The sequence below is a fragment of the Magnetospirillum fulvum MGU-K5 genome, assembly GCF_000442515.1.
In the GTDB taxonomy this organism is placed as follows: Bacteria; Pseudomonadota; Alphaproteobacteria; order Rhodospirillales; family Magnetospirillaceae; genus Phaeospirillum; species Phaeospirillum fulvum_B.
In genome coordinates this window covers 20,713-34,567 of the sequence record NZ_AQPH01000002.1, presented here as the reverse complement: position 1 = coordinate 34,567, position 13,855 = coordinate 20,713, and the positions used below count along the sequence as shown (strand labels likewise).

Annotated in this window: 13 protein-coding genes; 4 read left to right on the top strand and 9 right to left on the bottom strand. The window is 65.7% G+C overall.

Annotation, left to right across the window (positions count from 1 at the left end; genetic code table 11):
- A complete protein-coding gene (locus tag K678_RS00820) occupies positions 1-1,131 on the bottom strand; it encodes a Re/Si-specific NAD(P)(+) transhydrogenase subunit alpha (RefSeq protein ID WP_021130553.1) in 1,131 nt (376 codons plus the stop codon).
- A 205-nt stretch (positions 1,132-1,336) separates the two neighbouring features.
- On the opposite strand from K678_RS00820, the gene K678_RS00815 reads away from it, so the two are divergent.
- A complete protein-coding gene (locus K678_RS00815; protein WP_021130552.1) occupies positions 1,337-3,487 on the top strand; it encodes a methyl-accepting chemotaxis protein in 2,151 nt (716 codons plus the stop codon).
- 187 nt (positions 3,488-3,674) lie between these two features.
- Here the strand turns inward: K678_RS00815 and K678_RS00810 are convergent, their stop codons facing one another.
- Genes K678_RS00810 through K678_RS18460 form a run of 3 tightly spaced genes read right to left on the bottom strand, consistent with a single transcriptional unit; the run spans position 3,675 to position 5,414 of the window.
- Positions 3,675-4,544 (bottom strand): metal ABC transporter permease, encoded by an 870-nt coding sequence (locus K678_RS00810; protein ID WP_021130551.1) that lies wholly within the window; start codon positions 4,542-4,544, stop codon positions 3,675-3,677.
- Complete coding sequence (locus K678_RS00805; protein ID WP_021130550.1) at positions 4,534-5,280, bottom strand: metal ABC transporter ATP-binding protein; 747 nt, start codon at positions 5,278-5,280, stop codon at positions 4,534-4,536. The genes K678_RS00810 and K678_RS00805 overlap by 11 nt, the downstream gene beginning before the upstream one ends.
- Positions 5,277-5,414, bottom strand: coding sequence for a hypothetical protein (locus tag K678_RS18460; protein ID WP_155804398.1), 138 nt, complete (start codon positions 5,412-5,414; stop codon positions 5,277-5,279). Before K678_RS18460 ends, K678_RS00805 begins: the two co-directional genes overlap by 4 nt.
- 150 nt (positions 5,415-5,564) lie before the next feature.
- On the opposite strand from K678_RS18460, the gene K678_RS00800 reads away from it, so the two are divergent.
- Together K678_RS00800 and dctP are read left to right on the top strand one after the other, a co-directional pair.
- Positions 5,565-5,846, top strand: a complete 282-nt coding sequence (locus tag K678_RS00800) for a hypothetical protein (RefSeq protein WP_021130549.1) — start codon at positions 5,565-5,567, stop codon at positions 5,844-5,846.
- A gap of 62 nt (positions 5,847-5,908) precedes the next feature.
- A complete protein-coding gene (gene dctP / locus K678_RS00795; protein WP_021130548.1) occupies positions 5,909-6,868 on the top strand; it encodes a TRAP transporter substrate-binding protein DctP in 960 nt (319 codons plus the stop codon).
- Positions 6,869-6,916: 48 nt separating this feature from the next.
- Here the strand turns inward: dctP and K678_RS00790 are convergent, their stop codons facing one another.
- The 5 genes from K678_RS00790 to chlG are packed head-to-tail and all read right to left on the bottom strand — an operon-like array spanning position 6,917 to position 12,949.
- Positions 6,917-7,987, bottom strand: a complete 1,071-nt coding sequence (locus K678_RS00790; protein WP_021130547.1) for a phytoene/squalene synthase family protein — start codon at positions 7,985-7,987, stop codon at positions 6,917-6,919.
- Positions 7,968-9,494 carry a phytoene desaturase gene (locus K678_RS00785; RefSeq protein WP_021130546.1) on the bottom strand — a complete coding sequence of 509 codons (1,527 nt, stop codon included), beginning with the start codon at positions 9,492-9,494 and terminating at the stop codon, positions 7,968-7,970. The genes K678_RS00790 and K678_RS00785 overlap by 20 nt, the downstream gene beginning before the upstream one ends.
- A 20-nt stretch (positions 9,495-9,514) precedes the next feature.
- Positions 9,515-10,702 (bottom strand): geranylgeranyl diphosphate reductase, encoded by a 1,188-nt coding sequence (locus K678_RS00780; RefSeq protein ID WP_021130545.1) that lies wholly within the window; start codon positions 10,700-10,702, stop codon positions 9,515-9,517.
- Between the two features lie 28 nt (positions 10,703-10,730).
- Entirely contained in the window at positions 10,731-12,062 is a 1,332-nt protein-coding gene (locus tag K678_RS00775; RefSeq protein WP_021130544.1) for a BCD family MFS transporter, read from the bottom strand.
- Positions 12,059-12,949 carry a chlorophyll synthase ChlG gene (chlG, locus tag K678_RS00770; protein ID WP_021130543.1) on the bottom strand — a complete coding sequence of 297 codons (891 nt, stop codon included), beginning with the start codon at positions 12,947-12,949 and terminating at the stop codon, positions 12,059-12,061. The genes K678_RS00775 and chlG overlap by 4 nt, the downstream gene beginning before the upstream one ends.
- A gap of 410 nt (positions 12,950-13,359) precedes the next feature.
- Between chlG and bchF the strand changes: the two genes are divergently transcribed.
- Positions 13,360-13,833 (top strand): 2-vinyl bacteriochlorophyllide hydratase, encoded by a 474-nt coding sequence (bchF, locus tag K678_RS00765; RefSeq protein WP_021130542.1) that lies wholly within the window; start codon positions 13,360-13,362, stop codon positions 13,831-13,833.
- The last annotated feature ends 22 nt before the right edge of the window (positions 13,834-13,855 follow it).

Below are 13,855 nucleotides of genomic sequence, written 5' to 3'. Positions count from 1 at the left end.
TTAGCCGGCCAACGCGGGATGAACGACGTTTCCGTCACGGGTCACGCAGGTACCCTTCAGAATCTCGTCGTCCCAGTTGAATTTCAGACTGTGGCTGTCTTTATCGACCAGCGGGGTCAGGAAGTTCAGCAGGTTGCGGGCGAACAGCGCCGAGGCGTCAACCGCGATCCGGGCCGGGATGTTGCCGTGGCCGACCAGGGTGACGCCGTGCTTCACCACCACCTTATCGAACTCGGACAACGGGCAATTGCCGCCCGCCTCGACCGCCATATCGACGATCACCGAGCCTTCGCGCATGTCCTTGACCATCTCTTCGGTGATCAGCACCGGAGCGGGCTTGCCCGGGATCAGGGCGGTGGAAATCGCGATGTCGGTCTTCTTCAGCACCTCGGCGATCTTCGCCGCCTGCTTCTTTTTGTAATCGTCGTCCATTTCCTTGGCATAGCCGCCCTTGGTCTCGGCGTCCTTGCCCGCGTCGGGATCGACTTCGACGAACTTGCCGCCCAGGCTCTCGACCTGTTCCTTAACCGCGGGGCGGACGTCGAAGGCATAGACCACGCCGCCCAGCCGCTTGGCGGTGGCGATGGCCTGAAGTCCGGCGACACCGGCCCCCAGGATCAGGAAGCGGGCGGGGGCGATGGTTCCGGCGGCGGTCATCATCATCGGGATGGCGCGGCCGAAATGTTCGGTGGCGTCCAGCACCGCCTTGTAACCGGCCAGGCTGGCCTGGGACGACAGGATGTCCATGCTTTGGGCGCGGGTGATGCGCGGCAGCAATTCCATCGCGAAGGCGGTGATCTTGCGCGCGGCCAGGGCCTTGACCAGATCGCGGTTGGCCAGCGCGGCCAGACCGGCGATCAGCACGGCGCCTTCGGGGATCAGGGCGATTTCGGCATCTTCGGGGCGCTGGACCTTCAGCACGATGTCGGCCCCGGCCAAGGCGGCGGCGGCATCGGCGGCGATGGTGGCTCCGGCCTCGCGGAAATGCTCGTCAAGGATCGAGGCCCCGGCACCTGCGCCGGTCTCCACCACCACGTCGAATCCCATCCCCTTGAACTTCTTTACGGTGTCGGGAGACGCTGCGACCCGCGCTTCGCCAGCGCGCCGCTCTTTCGGTATGGCGATCTTCATGTAAACCTCATCCCTTGGTGCTACGGGCGTTACCCCCGTTTTACGGTGCTGACAATGCCTTTCCAAGAAGTCTTTGCCAAGCGGGTTCGCGCAGGTGGTTTATCGGGGGGAGGTGCGCGGCTATGACCTGTCCGCGTTCTTGTGCCATTTTTTACTAGCAATTAGTATATCCCGAATCTTGAAACGACCTGCGAGGGCGGATCCGATGGGGCTGTCACACCTTTTCACCCGCATGCGGATCACCGCTCGTCTTTGGTTGCTGGTCTTTCTGCCGCTCTGTGGGCTGGCGGTGGTTTTCGTCGCCGACACGGTGAAAACCCGCTCCGACATGATCGACGCGCGCGAAACCAGCTTGCGCCGGGTGGTCGAGACCGCGACCGGCGTACTGACCCATTACGCCGCCGAGGCCAAGAATGGCCGCATGACCGAGGCCGAGGCCAAGGCCGCCGTGATCGGCGTGTTGAAAACGATGCGCTATGACGGCACCGAATATCTGTGGATCAACGACATGGGCAAGCCGTTGCCCCGGATGGTGATGCACCCGGTTTCGCCAGCGCTCGACGGCACCACTCTTCAGGGGGCGAAGTTCGACAAGGCGACCTGGATGCGCCCCGACGGCGTGGGCGGCGTCCGCGAGGCTTTGGATCATGTCAATCTGTTCGCCGCCTTTGTCCGGGTGGTCGAACGCGGTGGTCAGGGCTATGTCGGCTATGAATGGCCCAAGCCGAAGCCGGGCGGCGGTGCCACCACCGAAAATTACGCCAAGATTTCCTATCTGAAGGGCTTTGCGCCGTGGGGCTGGATGGTCGGCTCGGGCGCCTATGTCGACGATATCGAGGCCGAGTTCCGGAACGCCTTGCTTCAGCGTGGACTGATGCTGGTGGGGGTGTTGCTGGTGTTCGGCGGCTTTGGCATCGCGATTATCCGCAGCGTTTCCTCGGGCTTTGCCGCCTTGCGCCACGACATCGACGTTGTTCACACCAGCGGCAGCGGCCTGTTGCTGTCGCCCGATCGCGGCGACGAATTCGGTCCGGTGGCCGAGGTTCTGGGCGAGATCGCCGAGAATCGTCGCAAACTCGTCGATCTGGAGAATGACCGCGCCGTCGCTCTGCGGCAGGCCGAAATCGAACGTTTCACCAGCCAGCGCACCGTGCTGCGCTCGCTGGTTCAGGCCGCCGGTCTGGGCAACGAAGCGATGATGACGCTGGCGCGGATGAAGCACGAAATCGACCTGTCGACTCGCGAAGTCGACCGGATGGCCCGCTCGATCGATCAGATGCGCGATGCGATCTCGGCGATCTCGACCGACAGCGCCGGGGCGGCCCAGGGCGCGGGCAGCGCGGGCGAGGCGGCCAGCGGTGGTTTGGGGGCCAGCCGCGAGGCGGCGTCTGCGTTCGGCCGGATCGTTGCTGCCGTCGGCGGGGCCGGGGCTAAGGTCGAGGGACTGGTCGATGCCTCCAATCAGATCGGCCAGATCGTCACCGCGATCGAGGCGGTGGCCGGTCAGACCAATCTGCTGGCGCTGAATGCCACCATCGAGGCAGCGCGGGCGGGCGATGCGGGCAAGGGCTTTGCCGTCGTTGCCAACGAGGTCAAGCACCTCGCCAACCAGACCGCCAAGGCCACCGTCGATATCCGGGCACGGATCGAATCGTTGCAGACCGAGATGTCGACCATCGTTACCGCGATCGACGACAGCACCCAGGCGGTCGATCAGGGCCGCGCCCTGGTCGATGCTCTGGGCGAGCGGCTGCAATCGATTGCGTCCGAGGTCGAGGCGGTCCGCACCAGCATGATGGCGATCTCCGACGTTTTGGATGGGCAGTCGCGCACCGCGACCCATCTCGCCGGTGGCACCGCTAATATCGTCACTCTGGCCCGCACCAACGATGAACGGCTGGCTCAGGTGCTTGAATCGATGGGGCGGATGAGCCGCCATCTCGATTCTCAGGTTGATTCCTATGTTGGCACCGGCTCGGGATCGATGCTGGTCGAAATCGCCAAGAAAGATCACATGGCGTTTAAACGGTCGGTGCTTGATGGGGTGTTGGGGCGGACCCAATTGCGGGCCGACGCGATCGCCGATCATCACCAATGCCGTTTGGGCAAGTGGTACGACGCGGTGACCGATCAGGAGGTTCGCAATTCCCCCGCTTATGCGGCGGTGGTCGAGCCTCATACCCAGGTTCATGCCGCCGCTCGGGCCGCCCTGGCGTTGGCCGCCGAAGGCCGCTTCGATGACGCCCTGGCCGAGATCGAAAAGATGGATGAAGCCTCGGGCGCGGTGGTGGAAAAGCTCACCGTCCTGGCCGAGGCGCTTGCCGTGGCCGAGGAAAAGGCTCTGCGGGCCGGGTAATACTTGAGCCCGACCGTCTCGGCATAAAGGGACCCAACGGGTCACGTCATCGGCCGGGCGGTATTGGGCCCAAGGGGCCGCGCGCCTCGTGGCGCGGAGCCAAGCGGCCCGGATGGGCCGCGCCCGGCGAATGAGGGCTTGCACGGATCGGTTTCGATCCGTGCAGCTTGGTATTAGGGCTCCCGCGTCAGGCTTCGAAATGTGCGGGCCGGATCAGGCGGGTCAGGACTCCGCCGACCCGGCCGAACAGCAGCGACAGCAGATAAACCCCTCCGGCAACCAGCACGATCGCGGGGCCGGAGGGCAGTTCGAAGTGGAACGACAGCACCAGCCCGGCATAGCCGGAGGCAAAGGCGATCAGGGCCGCGACCGCGACCAAGCTCCACAGGCCCCGGGCCCACATTCGCGCGGCGGCGGCGGGCAGCATCATCATGCCCACCGCCATCAGGGTTCCCAGCGCCTGGAATCCGGCGACGAGGTTCAGCACCACCAGCACCAGAAAGGCGAGGTGGACCCAGGCCCCGCCGCCGCCTGCCGCGCGCAGGAAGCCGGGGTCGAAACATTCGGCGACCAGCGGGCGGTAGAGCAGGGCAAAGCCGAGCAGAGTGACCGAGGCGATCGACGCCACCAGCAGCAGCGACAGATCGTCAACCGCCAGCACCGAGCCGAACAGCACATGCATCAGATCGACATTGCTGCCGTGGGCCGAGACGATCATCACTCCCGACGCCAGCGAGATCAGATAGAACGCGGCGAAATTGGCATCTTCGCGCAATGCGGTGAAGCGGGTGACCAGTCCCGACAGCAGCGCCACCGTCAATCCGGCGACGAAGCCGCCCAGCCCCATCGCGGGCAGCGACAGCCCGCCGAGCAGAAAGCCGACTGCCGCGCCGGGCAGGACGGAATGGCTGAGTGCGTCGCCCAACAGGCTCATTCGCCGCAACAGCAGGAACATCCCGACCGGAGCGCAGCCGAGCGCCAGGGCCAGACAGGCGACCAGGGCCCGGCGCATGAAGGAGAAATCGGCAAAGGGGGCGAACAGCAGGTCATACAGCATCGGAGCGTCCCCGTGGGCACAGGACCGGGGACTCGTCCCACGCCGCGCTGCTGTGGCGCAGCCGTTCGAGATTGTCCGGCACCAGAACGGTTTCGGTCGGTCCCCACGCCACCGCTTCCCGCGCCAGCATCAGGGTAAAGGGAAAAGCGCGCCGCACCAGATCGAGATCGTGCAGCACCGCGATCACGGTTCGGCCCTCGTCGCCCCAGTGCTGAACCACCGTCATCAGATCGTCGCAGGTGCGGGCATCAATCGCGGCGAATGGCTCGTCGAGCAGGATCACCGGGCCGTCCTCCAGCATCAGGCGGGCGAACAATACCCGTTGCCGCTGTCCCAGGCTGGGCGATCCGATCGCCCGCCGCTCGAAACCGGGCAATCCCACTGCCGCCAGCGCCGCCGCCGCCGCCGCCCGAGCCTCGGGAGCGATCCCGCCAAAAGCCCCGGTCCGCCGCCAGTGGCCGAGCAGAACGACATCAAGAACCGAGATCGGAAAACCGGGTTCCAACTCGGCCTGTTGCGGCAGATAGGCAATGCGGGCGCGCTCGGCGGCGGAAAGCGCGATGTGTCCGCCCAGCAGGGGCACCAGCCCCTTGATCCCCTTCAGCAGGGTGCTTTTGCCTGCACCGTTGGGGCCGATCACAGCGGTTAGCCGACCGGGCGCGAAGGTGCCGCTGAGGTGATGAACCGCCGGATGGCGATCATAGCCCAGGGTCACATCGTCGAGGCGCAGGATCATGGACCCGCCCCCCACCAGCCCAGCGCCCAGCCGACCGCCGCCCACAGCGGCACCAGACAGGCGACAGCCGCGGCCAAACGGGCGAGGGCGCTCCAAGCCAGCAGCGAGGGAGGCAGTGTGTTCGGGGAGGGCATGGGGGGTCCGGCTCAATTGCGACTGTTATAACATATCAATTCTGCGATCCCCGCAAGTCCCGTCTCGGGGGCGGGCGGCGAGGCTTGACAAAGGCCCGTCCGCCATCGCTACACTTCAAATCATACGTTGGGGTAAGGGAGTCTCCGGTCATGGATCGCCGTCATTTTCTCCGGGTCACCGGCCTGGCCGGGCTGGGGGTCGTCGTCGGCGGACGCGAGGCGGCGGCGCTGAAGCTGGTCGAATGCTCCGACGACAGCACCGACACCGCCTGTAAACGCATCGCCGAGCATGAGGGCTTTTTGCGCGACATGGACCGGATGCTGACCGAAAAAGGGATCAGCGACCCGGCCCAGCGTCAGGCTCTGCTTGCCGCCGCGACCTGCCCGGTCTGCGGCGTGCCGTTGATGCCGTCAGCGACCGGGGCATTCTGAGCGTCGGGTCGTTCTTTCGGCGGTGTCATGCCGCCTGCCTTCGCCCTCTCTTGGTGGGGGGCTTGGCCCTTTTCGCCGCTTTGGCACCGTTTGCGGCGGCGGCCCAATCCTGGACCGCATCGCATCAATTCCCGGCGGGCGATCCGCGCGATCAGGCCCTGCGTCGCCTTGCCGATGAATTGGCCGCCAGCGGCATCACGATCCGCATCTTTCCCCAGGCGACCTTGCTGTCACCCCGCGATCAGTTGAGTGGGCTGAACAATGGCAGCCTCGATCTGATCCTGATCCCCGCCGATTATCTGATCGATCGGGTTCCCCAGCTTGCGGCGCTGTCGCTGCCCGGTCTGGTCCGCGATCTCCCCCATGCCCGGCGTCTCAACGAATCCGCCCCGATGCGCGATCTGCATCGGCGGATCGAAGCGGCGGGTGCGGTGGTGATCGGGCAAAGCTGGACCGCCGGCACGGTTGCCGGGCTGCGGCGCTGTATCGTCGCTCCGACCGATGCCACCGGCTTGCGGGCGCGGGTACTGGGGCCGTTCTATGCCGAATTATGGGGCGCGGCCGGGGCGGTGCCGGTGACGGTGCCGACCTCGGAAATGCTGGCGACGCTGCTCGATCACGGGTTGATCGATATCGCCAGCACCAGCGTCACCACCTTACTGACGTCCCGGCTGCGGACCCGCTTTAGCTGTCTTACGCTGCCGGGGGGCGACGGCGCGATCTGGTATTTCTATGAGCCGATTTTGCTGGCCCGGCGGGCGTGGGAGGCGTTGGACGAATCGCGCCGTCAGGCGGTTCTTGCCGCCGCCGACCGCGCCGGGTCCTGGCTGACCGCCAATGCGTCGCGGTTCGAACGGCAATTGGCCGGGGACTATCTCGCCGCTGGAATCGAGGTGCGGACCATCGATCGCGACGCCCTGGCGGCGTGGCAGCGGCTGGCGCGGCGGACGTCGTGGAAGATGTTTCGCGAGCAGGTGGCGGGCGGTGCCGAGATGATCGAGCGCATCCAGGCGGTGGAGTAACGCCCCCCATCCTCTCTCGCGTCGGAAAGGATGGGGGTGAGTATGCCGTTATCGCCGCTGAAGCTGGTCGCGGCGTTCCAATTGTTCGAACAGGTCCAACACCCAGATGGCGCGGTCGGTGAAGCTCCACCACCGGATCGGCGGACGAATCTTACCCTTCGACGCTTCGGGCCAGTCGGGGATCGCGGCGACGGCATCGACCAGGAAGCGGGCTTCCTCGACCGGCGGAGCCACCACCCGGTGGGTGGGGATGAAGTCGCTTAGGACGATCTTGGTCAGCAGCAGCCACAGCTTGTGATACAGCGGCACGACGGCGCGCCCGGTGACGGAATCATAACCCCGCCGCCGCACCTTGTGGCCGATCTCGGCATACAGGAAGCGGGCGGCGTGGATCGCGCCCCGGCAGGCGGGGGGCAGGGCGGCGACACCCGCCTCCGAGCGGACATACAGCTCGTCGGCGGCCTTCAACAGCCGCTTGACCACCCGGCCCAGCGCCTTGTCGAACTTGGGGTCCTTCAGCCAGGCGTCGGGGTCGATCCCTTCCTCGCGCATCCAGGACAGCGGCAGATAGATGCGGCCCCTGCGGGCGTCCTCGCCGACATCGCGGGCGATGTTGGTGAATTGCATCGCGATGCCCAGGTCGCAGGCCCGCGCCACCGCGTCGGGCTCACGTACCCCCATCAGCATCGTCATCATCGCCCCGACCGTGCCCGCGACGCGGGTGGCATAGGCGTTGAGATCGGACAGGGTTTCGTACCGGCGGCCCAGTCCGTCCCATTCGAAACCTTCGATCAGGGCGGCGGGCAGGGTTTTCGGGATGCCGTAAAAAGCGACGACCTGGGCGAATTCGCGGTCGGCGGCGATCGGTGCCGGATTGCCCGCATAGATCCGGTCGAGCCGGTCGAGCAACCCTTCCAGCGCGTCGATCCCGCCGCCTTCATCGACGGCATCGTCGGCGAGACGGCAAAAGGCATACAGCGCGGTCGCGGGCTTGCACACCGAATTGGGCAGCAGCAGCGAGGCGGCGAAGAACGATTTCGACCCGCCTTTCATCAAGGCGCGGCATTCGGCGAAATCGGCCTCGGACGAGGCGGTTCGGTTAGATGAGGGCGTCGGCATCGGGCACCAGCCTGTCAATGACCTGAGCGGAGGACAGCACGCCCGGAAGACCGGCGCCGGGATGAGTCCCGGCCCCGACCAGATACAGCCGGTCAAGCTCTTCGCTGCGATTGTTGGGACGGAACCACGCGCTTTGCAGCAGGATCGGCTGCATGCCGAACGCGGCCCCACGGAACGATTGCAGCCGGTTTTGGAAATCAAGCGGCGTCGTCATCCGCGAGGAGACGACGTTGGCTTCCAGGTCGGGCAGCACGGTACGGCTGAGATAGGCGGCGATTTTCTGGCGGTACGCCTCGGCCTCGGTCGCCCAATCGGTCGTGCCCTCAAGGTTGGGAACCGGGGAGAGGACATAGAACGAGTCGCAGCCCTTGGGGGCCATCGACGGGTCGGTCGCGGTGGGGCGATAGAGGTACAGGCTGAAATCCTCGGCCAGAATTTTCTTGTCGAAGATGTCGTGGAGCAGACCGCGATAGCGCGGCCCGAGCAGGATGGTGTGGTGAGGAACGTCCTCATACCGCTTCCGGGTACCAAAGTACCACACGAAGGCGCTCATCGAGCTGACACTTTTCTCGATCCGCGAATCCGTCCAGCGGAAGCGCGGTTCGTCGGCCAGCAGGGTATTGTAGGTGGTGGCGGCATCGGCGTTCGAAACGACGATGTCGGCGTCGATCACCTCGCCGGATTCGAGACGGACGCCGACGGCGCGACCGTGCTCGGCCAGGATGCGGGCAACCGGGGACTTATAACGGATCTTGTTGCCCTGGCCTTCGATCAGCCCGACCAGACCCTGGACCAGCGCGCCGGTGCCGCCCATCGCGAAATGGACGCCCCAACGCTGTTCCAGGAACGAAATCAGGCTGTAGACCGAGGTTACCGAGTAGGGATTGCCGCCGATCAGCAGCGGATGGAAGCTGAACACGATCCGGAGCGCGTCGTCGGACAGATATTCCGAGGCGAACTGGTACACGCTGCGGTACGAGCGATGGAGCGCCATCGCCGGAGCCACCTTCAGCATGTCGGTGACCGACGAGAAGGGCATCGAGGACAGCTTTTCAAAGCCGACCCGGAACACCCCCTCGCTCGCCTTCATGAAGCGGTCATAGCCGGGCAGGTCGCCCGGGCAGAACTTCGCCACCTCGGCCCGCAGCCGGTCGCGGTCGCCGCAATAATCAAAGGTGCGGCCATCGTCGAACCGGATGCGGTAGAACGGGTCCATCAACCGGAGGTCGATGTCGTCCGACATCGTCTTGCCGCACAGTTTCCACAATTCCTCGAACAGGAACGGCGCGGTGATGATGGTCGGACCGGCATCGAAGGTGAACCCGTCCTGACGGAAGACGTAACCGCGTCCCCCCGCGGCGTCGAGACGCTCCAGCACGGTGACGCGGTAGCCTCGGGCTCCCAGACGGATGGCGGCGGCAAGGCCGCCGTAACCGCTGCCGATGACGACGGCATGGGGGCGGGAAGCTCCGTCCCGGATCGTATTCTGACTGTGCGCAAGGGTCACTGACGGGTCTCCGATCTGGTTTAGGCTTTGATCAGGCCGGTGAGGTGGGCGATGTTTTTCAGGAAGATGCGGACATGGGCCAGCGGCTTGGCCTTGACCAGTTCCTTGTTCATGTAGGCGTCGAAGGTCAGTTGCTGGACGTCCTTGTCGCGGCAGATGCTGACGAAGCGTTCGCGGCGCTCGTCGTTGCTGTACCAGAAGCTCTGCATCACGCCGAGGACACGGAACACGTTGCCGTGCGCCTTCATGAAGCGGCGCCGCGCGCTGGCCAGGGCCTTGGGCTTGCCGCTGAGCAGGAAGTCGGCGACCGCTTCGCCAGCGAGACGACCGCCGACCATCGCGTAGTAAATGCCTTCGCCCGAGGCCGGGGCGACGACACCGGCGGCGTCGCCGGCCAGCAGCACGTCGCGGCCGTTATCCCACACCTTGAGCGGCTCCATCGGGATCGGCGCGCCTTCCTGGCGCAGGGTCTCGGCGCTGTCCAGCCCGATCGTCTTGCGCAGGTCGGTGACCGCCTGACGCATCGAGAAGCCCTTCAGCGCGGTGCCGGTGCCGATGCTGACGGTGTCGCCATGCGGGAACACCCAGGCATAGAAATCCGGCGACAGCGGGCCCTGATAATAGACGTCGCAGCGGTCGGCCTCATAGCCCGCCGGGGGCTGCGAGGGGGTGCGGACGAATTCATGATAGGCGAAGACGTATTTCAGCTTGTCGGCACCGGGCACCGCCTGATGGCCAACGGCGGACTGGGCGCCGTCGGCACCGATCACGGCGCGGGCCTTGACCGCCGCCGGATTGCCATCGGAATCCTTGTAGCGGATCACCGCGACGCCGTTTTCGTCACGCTCGAAGGTCTCGAAGGTGCCGGTGCGGCGTTCGGCTCCGGCGGTGCGGGCGCGCTCGCGCAGCCACTCGTCGAAGGTCGAGCGGTTGACCATGCCGACATAGCCGCCTTCGATCGGAATATCGACGAACTGGTTGGTGGGGGAGATCATCCGCGCCTTGGTGATCCGCGCCACCAGCAGGCTGTCGGGAATCTCGAACTCGGCCATCAGCCGGGGCGGCACCGCACCGCCACAGGGCTTGATTCGACCGGCGCGGTCGAGCAGCAGAACCGAGAAGCCACGCCGGGCCAGATGGGTCGCGGCCGTCGCCCCTGCCGGACCACCGCCAACCACGACGGCGTCGAAAGTGTTAAGTTCGGTCATCGTCTTTCCCCCCGATTGGTGTTTCGGCTCAACCGCCGACCGGCCCCTCTGCCTCGCTCTGGCGAGACGCGGACCCACTTGACTGGAACACACTCACCGCCAGCCAGGCGGCGATAACGAACAACAGGGCTTCCATCGCAAACACGGCGGCGTAGGCGGCGGTAGGCGAGCCCAGCAGCCAGCGGGCCAGATCGCTCGCTGCGGTCGCGACCAGACCGCCCAGGGCAAAAGCGACCGCCTGCGCCGCGCCCCAGATCCCCATCCGGGTACCTTCGCGCGATTTGGTGCCGTGGCCGACCATCGACATCATCGAACTGATCGCCGACACCGCGAACGCGCCGTTGGCGACGCCCAGGATGAACACGGTCAGATCCAGCGGCCAGTCCGGCGCGACAAAGCCCGATCCGGCCAGAACCAGCAACATCAGCCCCGACCCGACACAGCCGATCATCGTCGAAGCCCGCATCGTCCCGGCCCAGCGCCGCGCCAGAACGGTACACAGCGACCCGGCCAGGATCATTCCCAGCAAGGCTCCGCCATGCTGCATCCCGGTGATCCGCGCCGTCTCGCCGACGGTGCGGCCATAGACGTGACCGGCGAACGGCTCCAGGATCAGTTCCTGGGCGTTGTAGGCCAGCATCGAGACGAAGATGAACAGGGTCAGGCTGCGGGCCTGCGGCTCGGACCACACTTCGGCCAGCGCCTGCATGAACGGCTGTTGCCGTTTCTCCGGCGGCGGTGCCGACTCGTGCGAAACCGGGCCTTCAACCCCCCACAGCGCGCCGCCGGTCAACACCAGGGCAAAGACGGCGACGCCGACGGTAACCTCGATCAAACGCTCGGCCGAGAATGGAGCCAGCAGCTTGCTGACCGACCCGGCGGTGATCGCCATCCCGGCGATCATCATCACCCAGACGATCGTCGCGGCGGCGGGGCGCAAAGCGGGGGCAACCCGCTTGGCCATCAGCACCAGCAAGGTGGTGCCCGAGGTGCCCGCGCCGATGCCGACCAGGGTGAAGCCGATGAAGGAAACCGCCAGACCCAGCGACAGCGAGGTCTGGATCAGCGGGATCGCCAGCGCGGCGGTCACGCCGCCGGTGGCCAGGATCACCTGGCCGCCCATGATCCAGGGGGCGCGGCGGCCGCCCTGATCCGAGCCATAGCCCATCCGGGGACGCAGGATCTGGACGGCGTAATGCCACGCCACCAGAATCCCGGGCACCAAGGCGGGCAGGGCCAGCTCGACCGCCATCACGCGGTTGACGGTCGAGGTGGCGAGAACGACGATGGCCCCCAGAGAGGCCTGGATCAGCCCGAGCCGGGCAATGCCAAGCCAGCCGAGAGGGGCGCCGGAACTCACCGGGCCACCCCGGCATTCAGCGCGATCGCGCTGACCATCATGCCCAAGACATAAAGAGTGATGCCGGTGGCATTGTACCACGGCGCCAGTTCGGCCGGGCGCTTCAGCAACTTGACCATCAGCACGCCCTGAATCGCCAGCAGCAGGGTGACGATCGCGGCTCCGGTCGAATGCCCCCACAGCAACAGCAGCAGGATCACCGCCACCTGCGGCGCGGCCATCACCTTGCAGGCCAGCACCCCGGCCTTGTCCGGGCCAAGCAGCACCGGCAGCGAGTTGACGCCCATCTGACGGTCACCTTCGACCGACTTGAAATCATTCAGGGTCATGATGCCGTGGGCTCCGGCGCTATAAAGCGCGGCCAGCACGAACACCTTCCAGTCGGGCAAACCGCCGGTCATCACGGCGGCACCGGTGATCCAGGGCAGACCCTCGTAACAGGCGGCGCAGGCGAGGTTGCCGTGCCAGCCGTTTTCCTTCAGCCGCCACGGCGGCGCGCTGTAGGCCCAGGCCAGCGCGAGGCCGACCAGAGCGGCGACGAACACCACCGCGCCAAGGTAATACGCGACCAGAGCCGACAAGGAGGTCCAGCCGATCGCGATGTAAAGGCCGGTCTGGCCTGGCAGGCGACCGGACGGGATCGGGCGGTTGGGTTCGTTGATGGCATCGACATGACGGTCGAACCAATCGTTGACGGCCTGACTGGTGCCGCACACCAACGGACCGGCGAGGGCGATTCCGGCAATGACGAAGCCGAGATGATCAATTACCGATTGACCGGAGGAGACGACGCCGCACGCGAAGGCCCACATCGGCGGGAACCACGTGATGGGCTTAAGCAGTTCCACCGAGGGCGCGATGATCGTGCGCGCTTTCACCAAATCCATGACCCTTTGTCTCCCTCGACACCGGCAAAGCGCCGCCATTAGACGCGGGCCAGAACGCCCGTCCTTTTGGATTTTACTCTGCGATCCCGACGACACCTCCCCCGGTGCCATCTGGGCGGCCAATTTAAGGGGGGAGATCGCTCGCTGGCAAGGCGAATTGCAGTGGTTCGAAAGAGGGGCTGATGCCCCGACTTTGGCGGAAATGGCCGACAGGAACGCTAGGTTGACACCCCCAGACCGACCGTATAGCATCCCGGGTCATGCTTCCGGCTGGGGGGAACGTCGGTAAGATGTCAGGACTCAATTTCGTCTACAACCTGGTCGATTCAATGGACAGATGCCCTTGGGGAACTGTGGCGGGGCGTAGCAACGTCCACCACGAGTCACCGCCACCCGCACCGCCCGCGCCCTTGTACACGCCCGAAGAGCGTCTTCGGCGCGATCAGACGCCCTGGACCCTGGTTCAAGGGATTCTGGCTCCCGTTCAATTCGTCGTCTTTCTGGTCAGCCTCGGGCTGGTGATCCACTATCTGGTCACCGGAACGGGCGAGACCGCCGCGACCGTGTCGATCGTCGCCAAGACGTTGATTCTCTACACCATCATGGTTACCGGAGCGATCTGGGAAAAGGTGGTGTTCGGCTGCTATTTGTTCGCCCGTCCGTTCTTCTGGGAGGATGTGTTCAGCTTCCTGGTTCTGACCCTGCACACGGTCTATCTGTGGGGTCTGCTGACCGGGTCGCTCAGCATCGAGCAGCAGATGTACGTGGCGCTTGCCGCCTATGCCACCTACGTCGTCAATGCGGGCCAGTTCCTGCTGAAGCTTCGCGCCGCCCGGCTCCAGGCCGCGGCCGAAGCTGCCGGCACGGGCGGGTCCGCGCAATGACCGTTCCTCCAGCTGCGACGTC

Excerpts from the sequence above, each read along its gene's own strand:
- K678_RS00820 (WP_021130553.1), bottom strand. The coding sequence starts at position 1,131 with ATGAAGATCGCCATACCGAAAGAGCGGCGCGCTGGCGAAGCGCGGGTC.
- K678_RS00815 (WP_021130552.1), top strand. The coding sequence starts at position 1,337 with ATGGGGCTGTCACACCTTTTCACCCGCATGCGGATCACCGCTCGTCTT.
- K678_RS00810 (WP_021130551.1), bottom strand. The coding sequence starts at position 4,544 with ATGCTGTATGACCTGCTGTTCGCCCCCTTTGCCGATTTCTCCTTCATG.
- K678_RS00805 (WP_021130550.1), bottom strand. The coding sequence starts at position 5,280 with ATGATCCTGCGCCTCGACGATGTGACCCTGGGCTATGATCGCCATCCG.
- K678_RS18460 (WP_155804398.1), bottom strand. The coding sequence starts at position 5,414 with ATGCCCTCCCCGAACACACTGCCTCCCTCGCTGCTGGCTTGGAGCGCC.
- K678_RS00800 (WP_021130549.1), top strand. The coding sequence starts at position 5,565 with ATGGATCGCCGTCATTTTCTCCGGGTCACCGGCCTGGCCGGGCTGGGG.
- K678_RS00790 (WP_021130547.1), bottom strand. The coding sequence starts at position 7,987 with ATGCCGACGCCCTCATCTAACCGAACCGCCTCGTCCGAGGCCGATTTC.
- K678_RS00780 (WP_021130545.1), bottom strand. The coding sequence starts at position 10,702 with ATGACCGAACTTAACACTTTCGACGCCGTCGTGGTTGGCGGTGGTCCG.
- chlG (WP_021130543.1), bottom strand. The coding sequence starts at position 12,949 with ATGGATTTGGTGAAAGCGCGCACGATCATCGCGCCCTCGGTGGAACTG.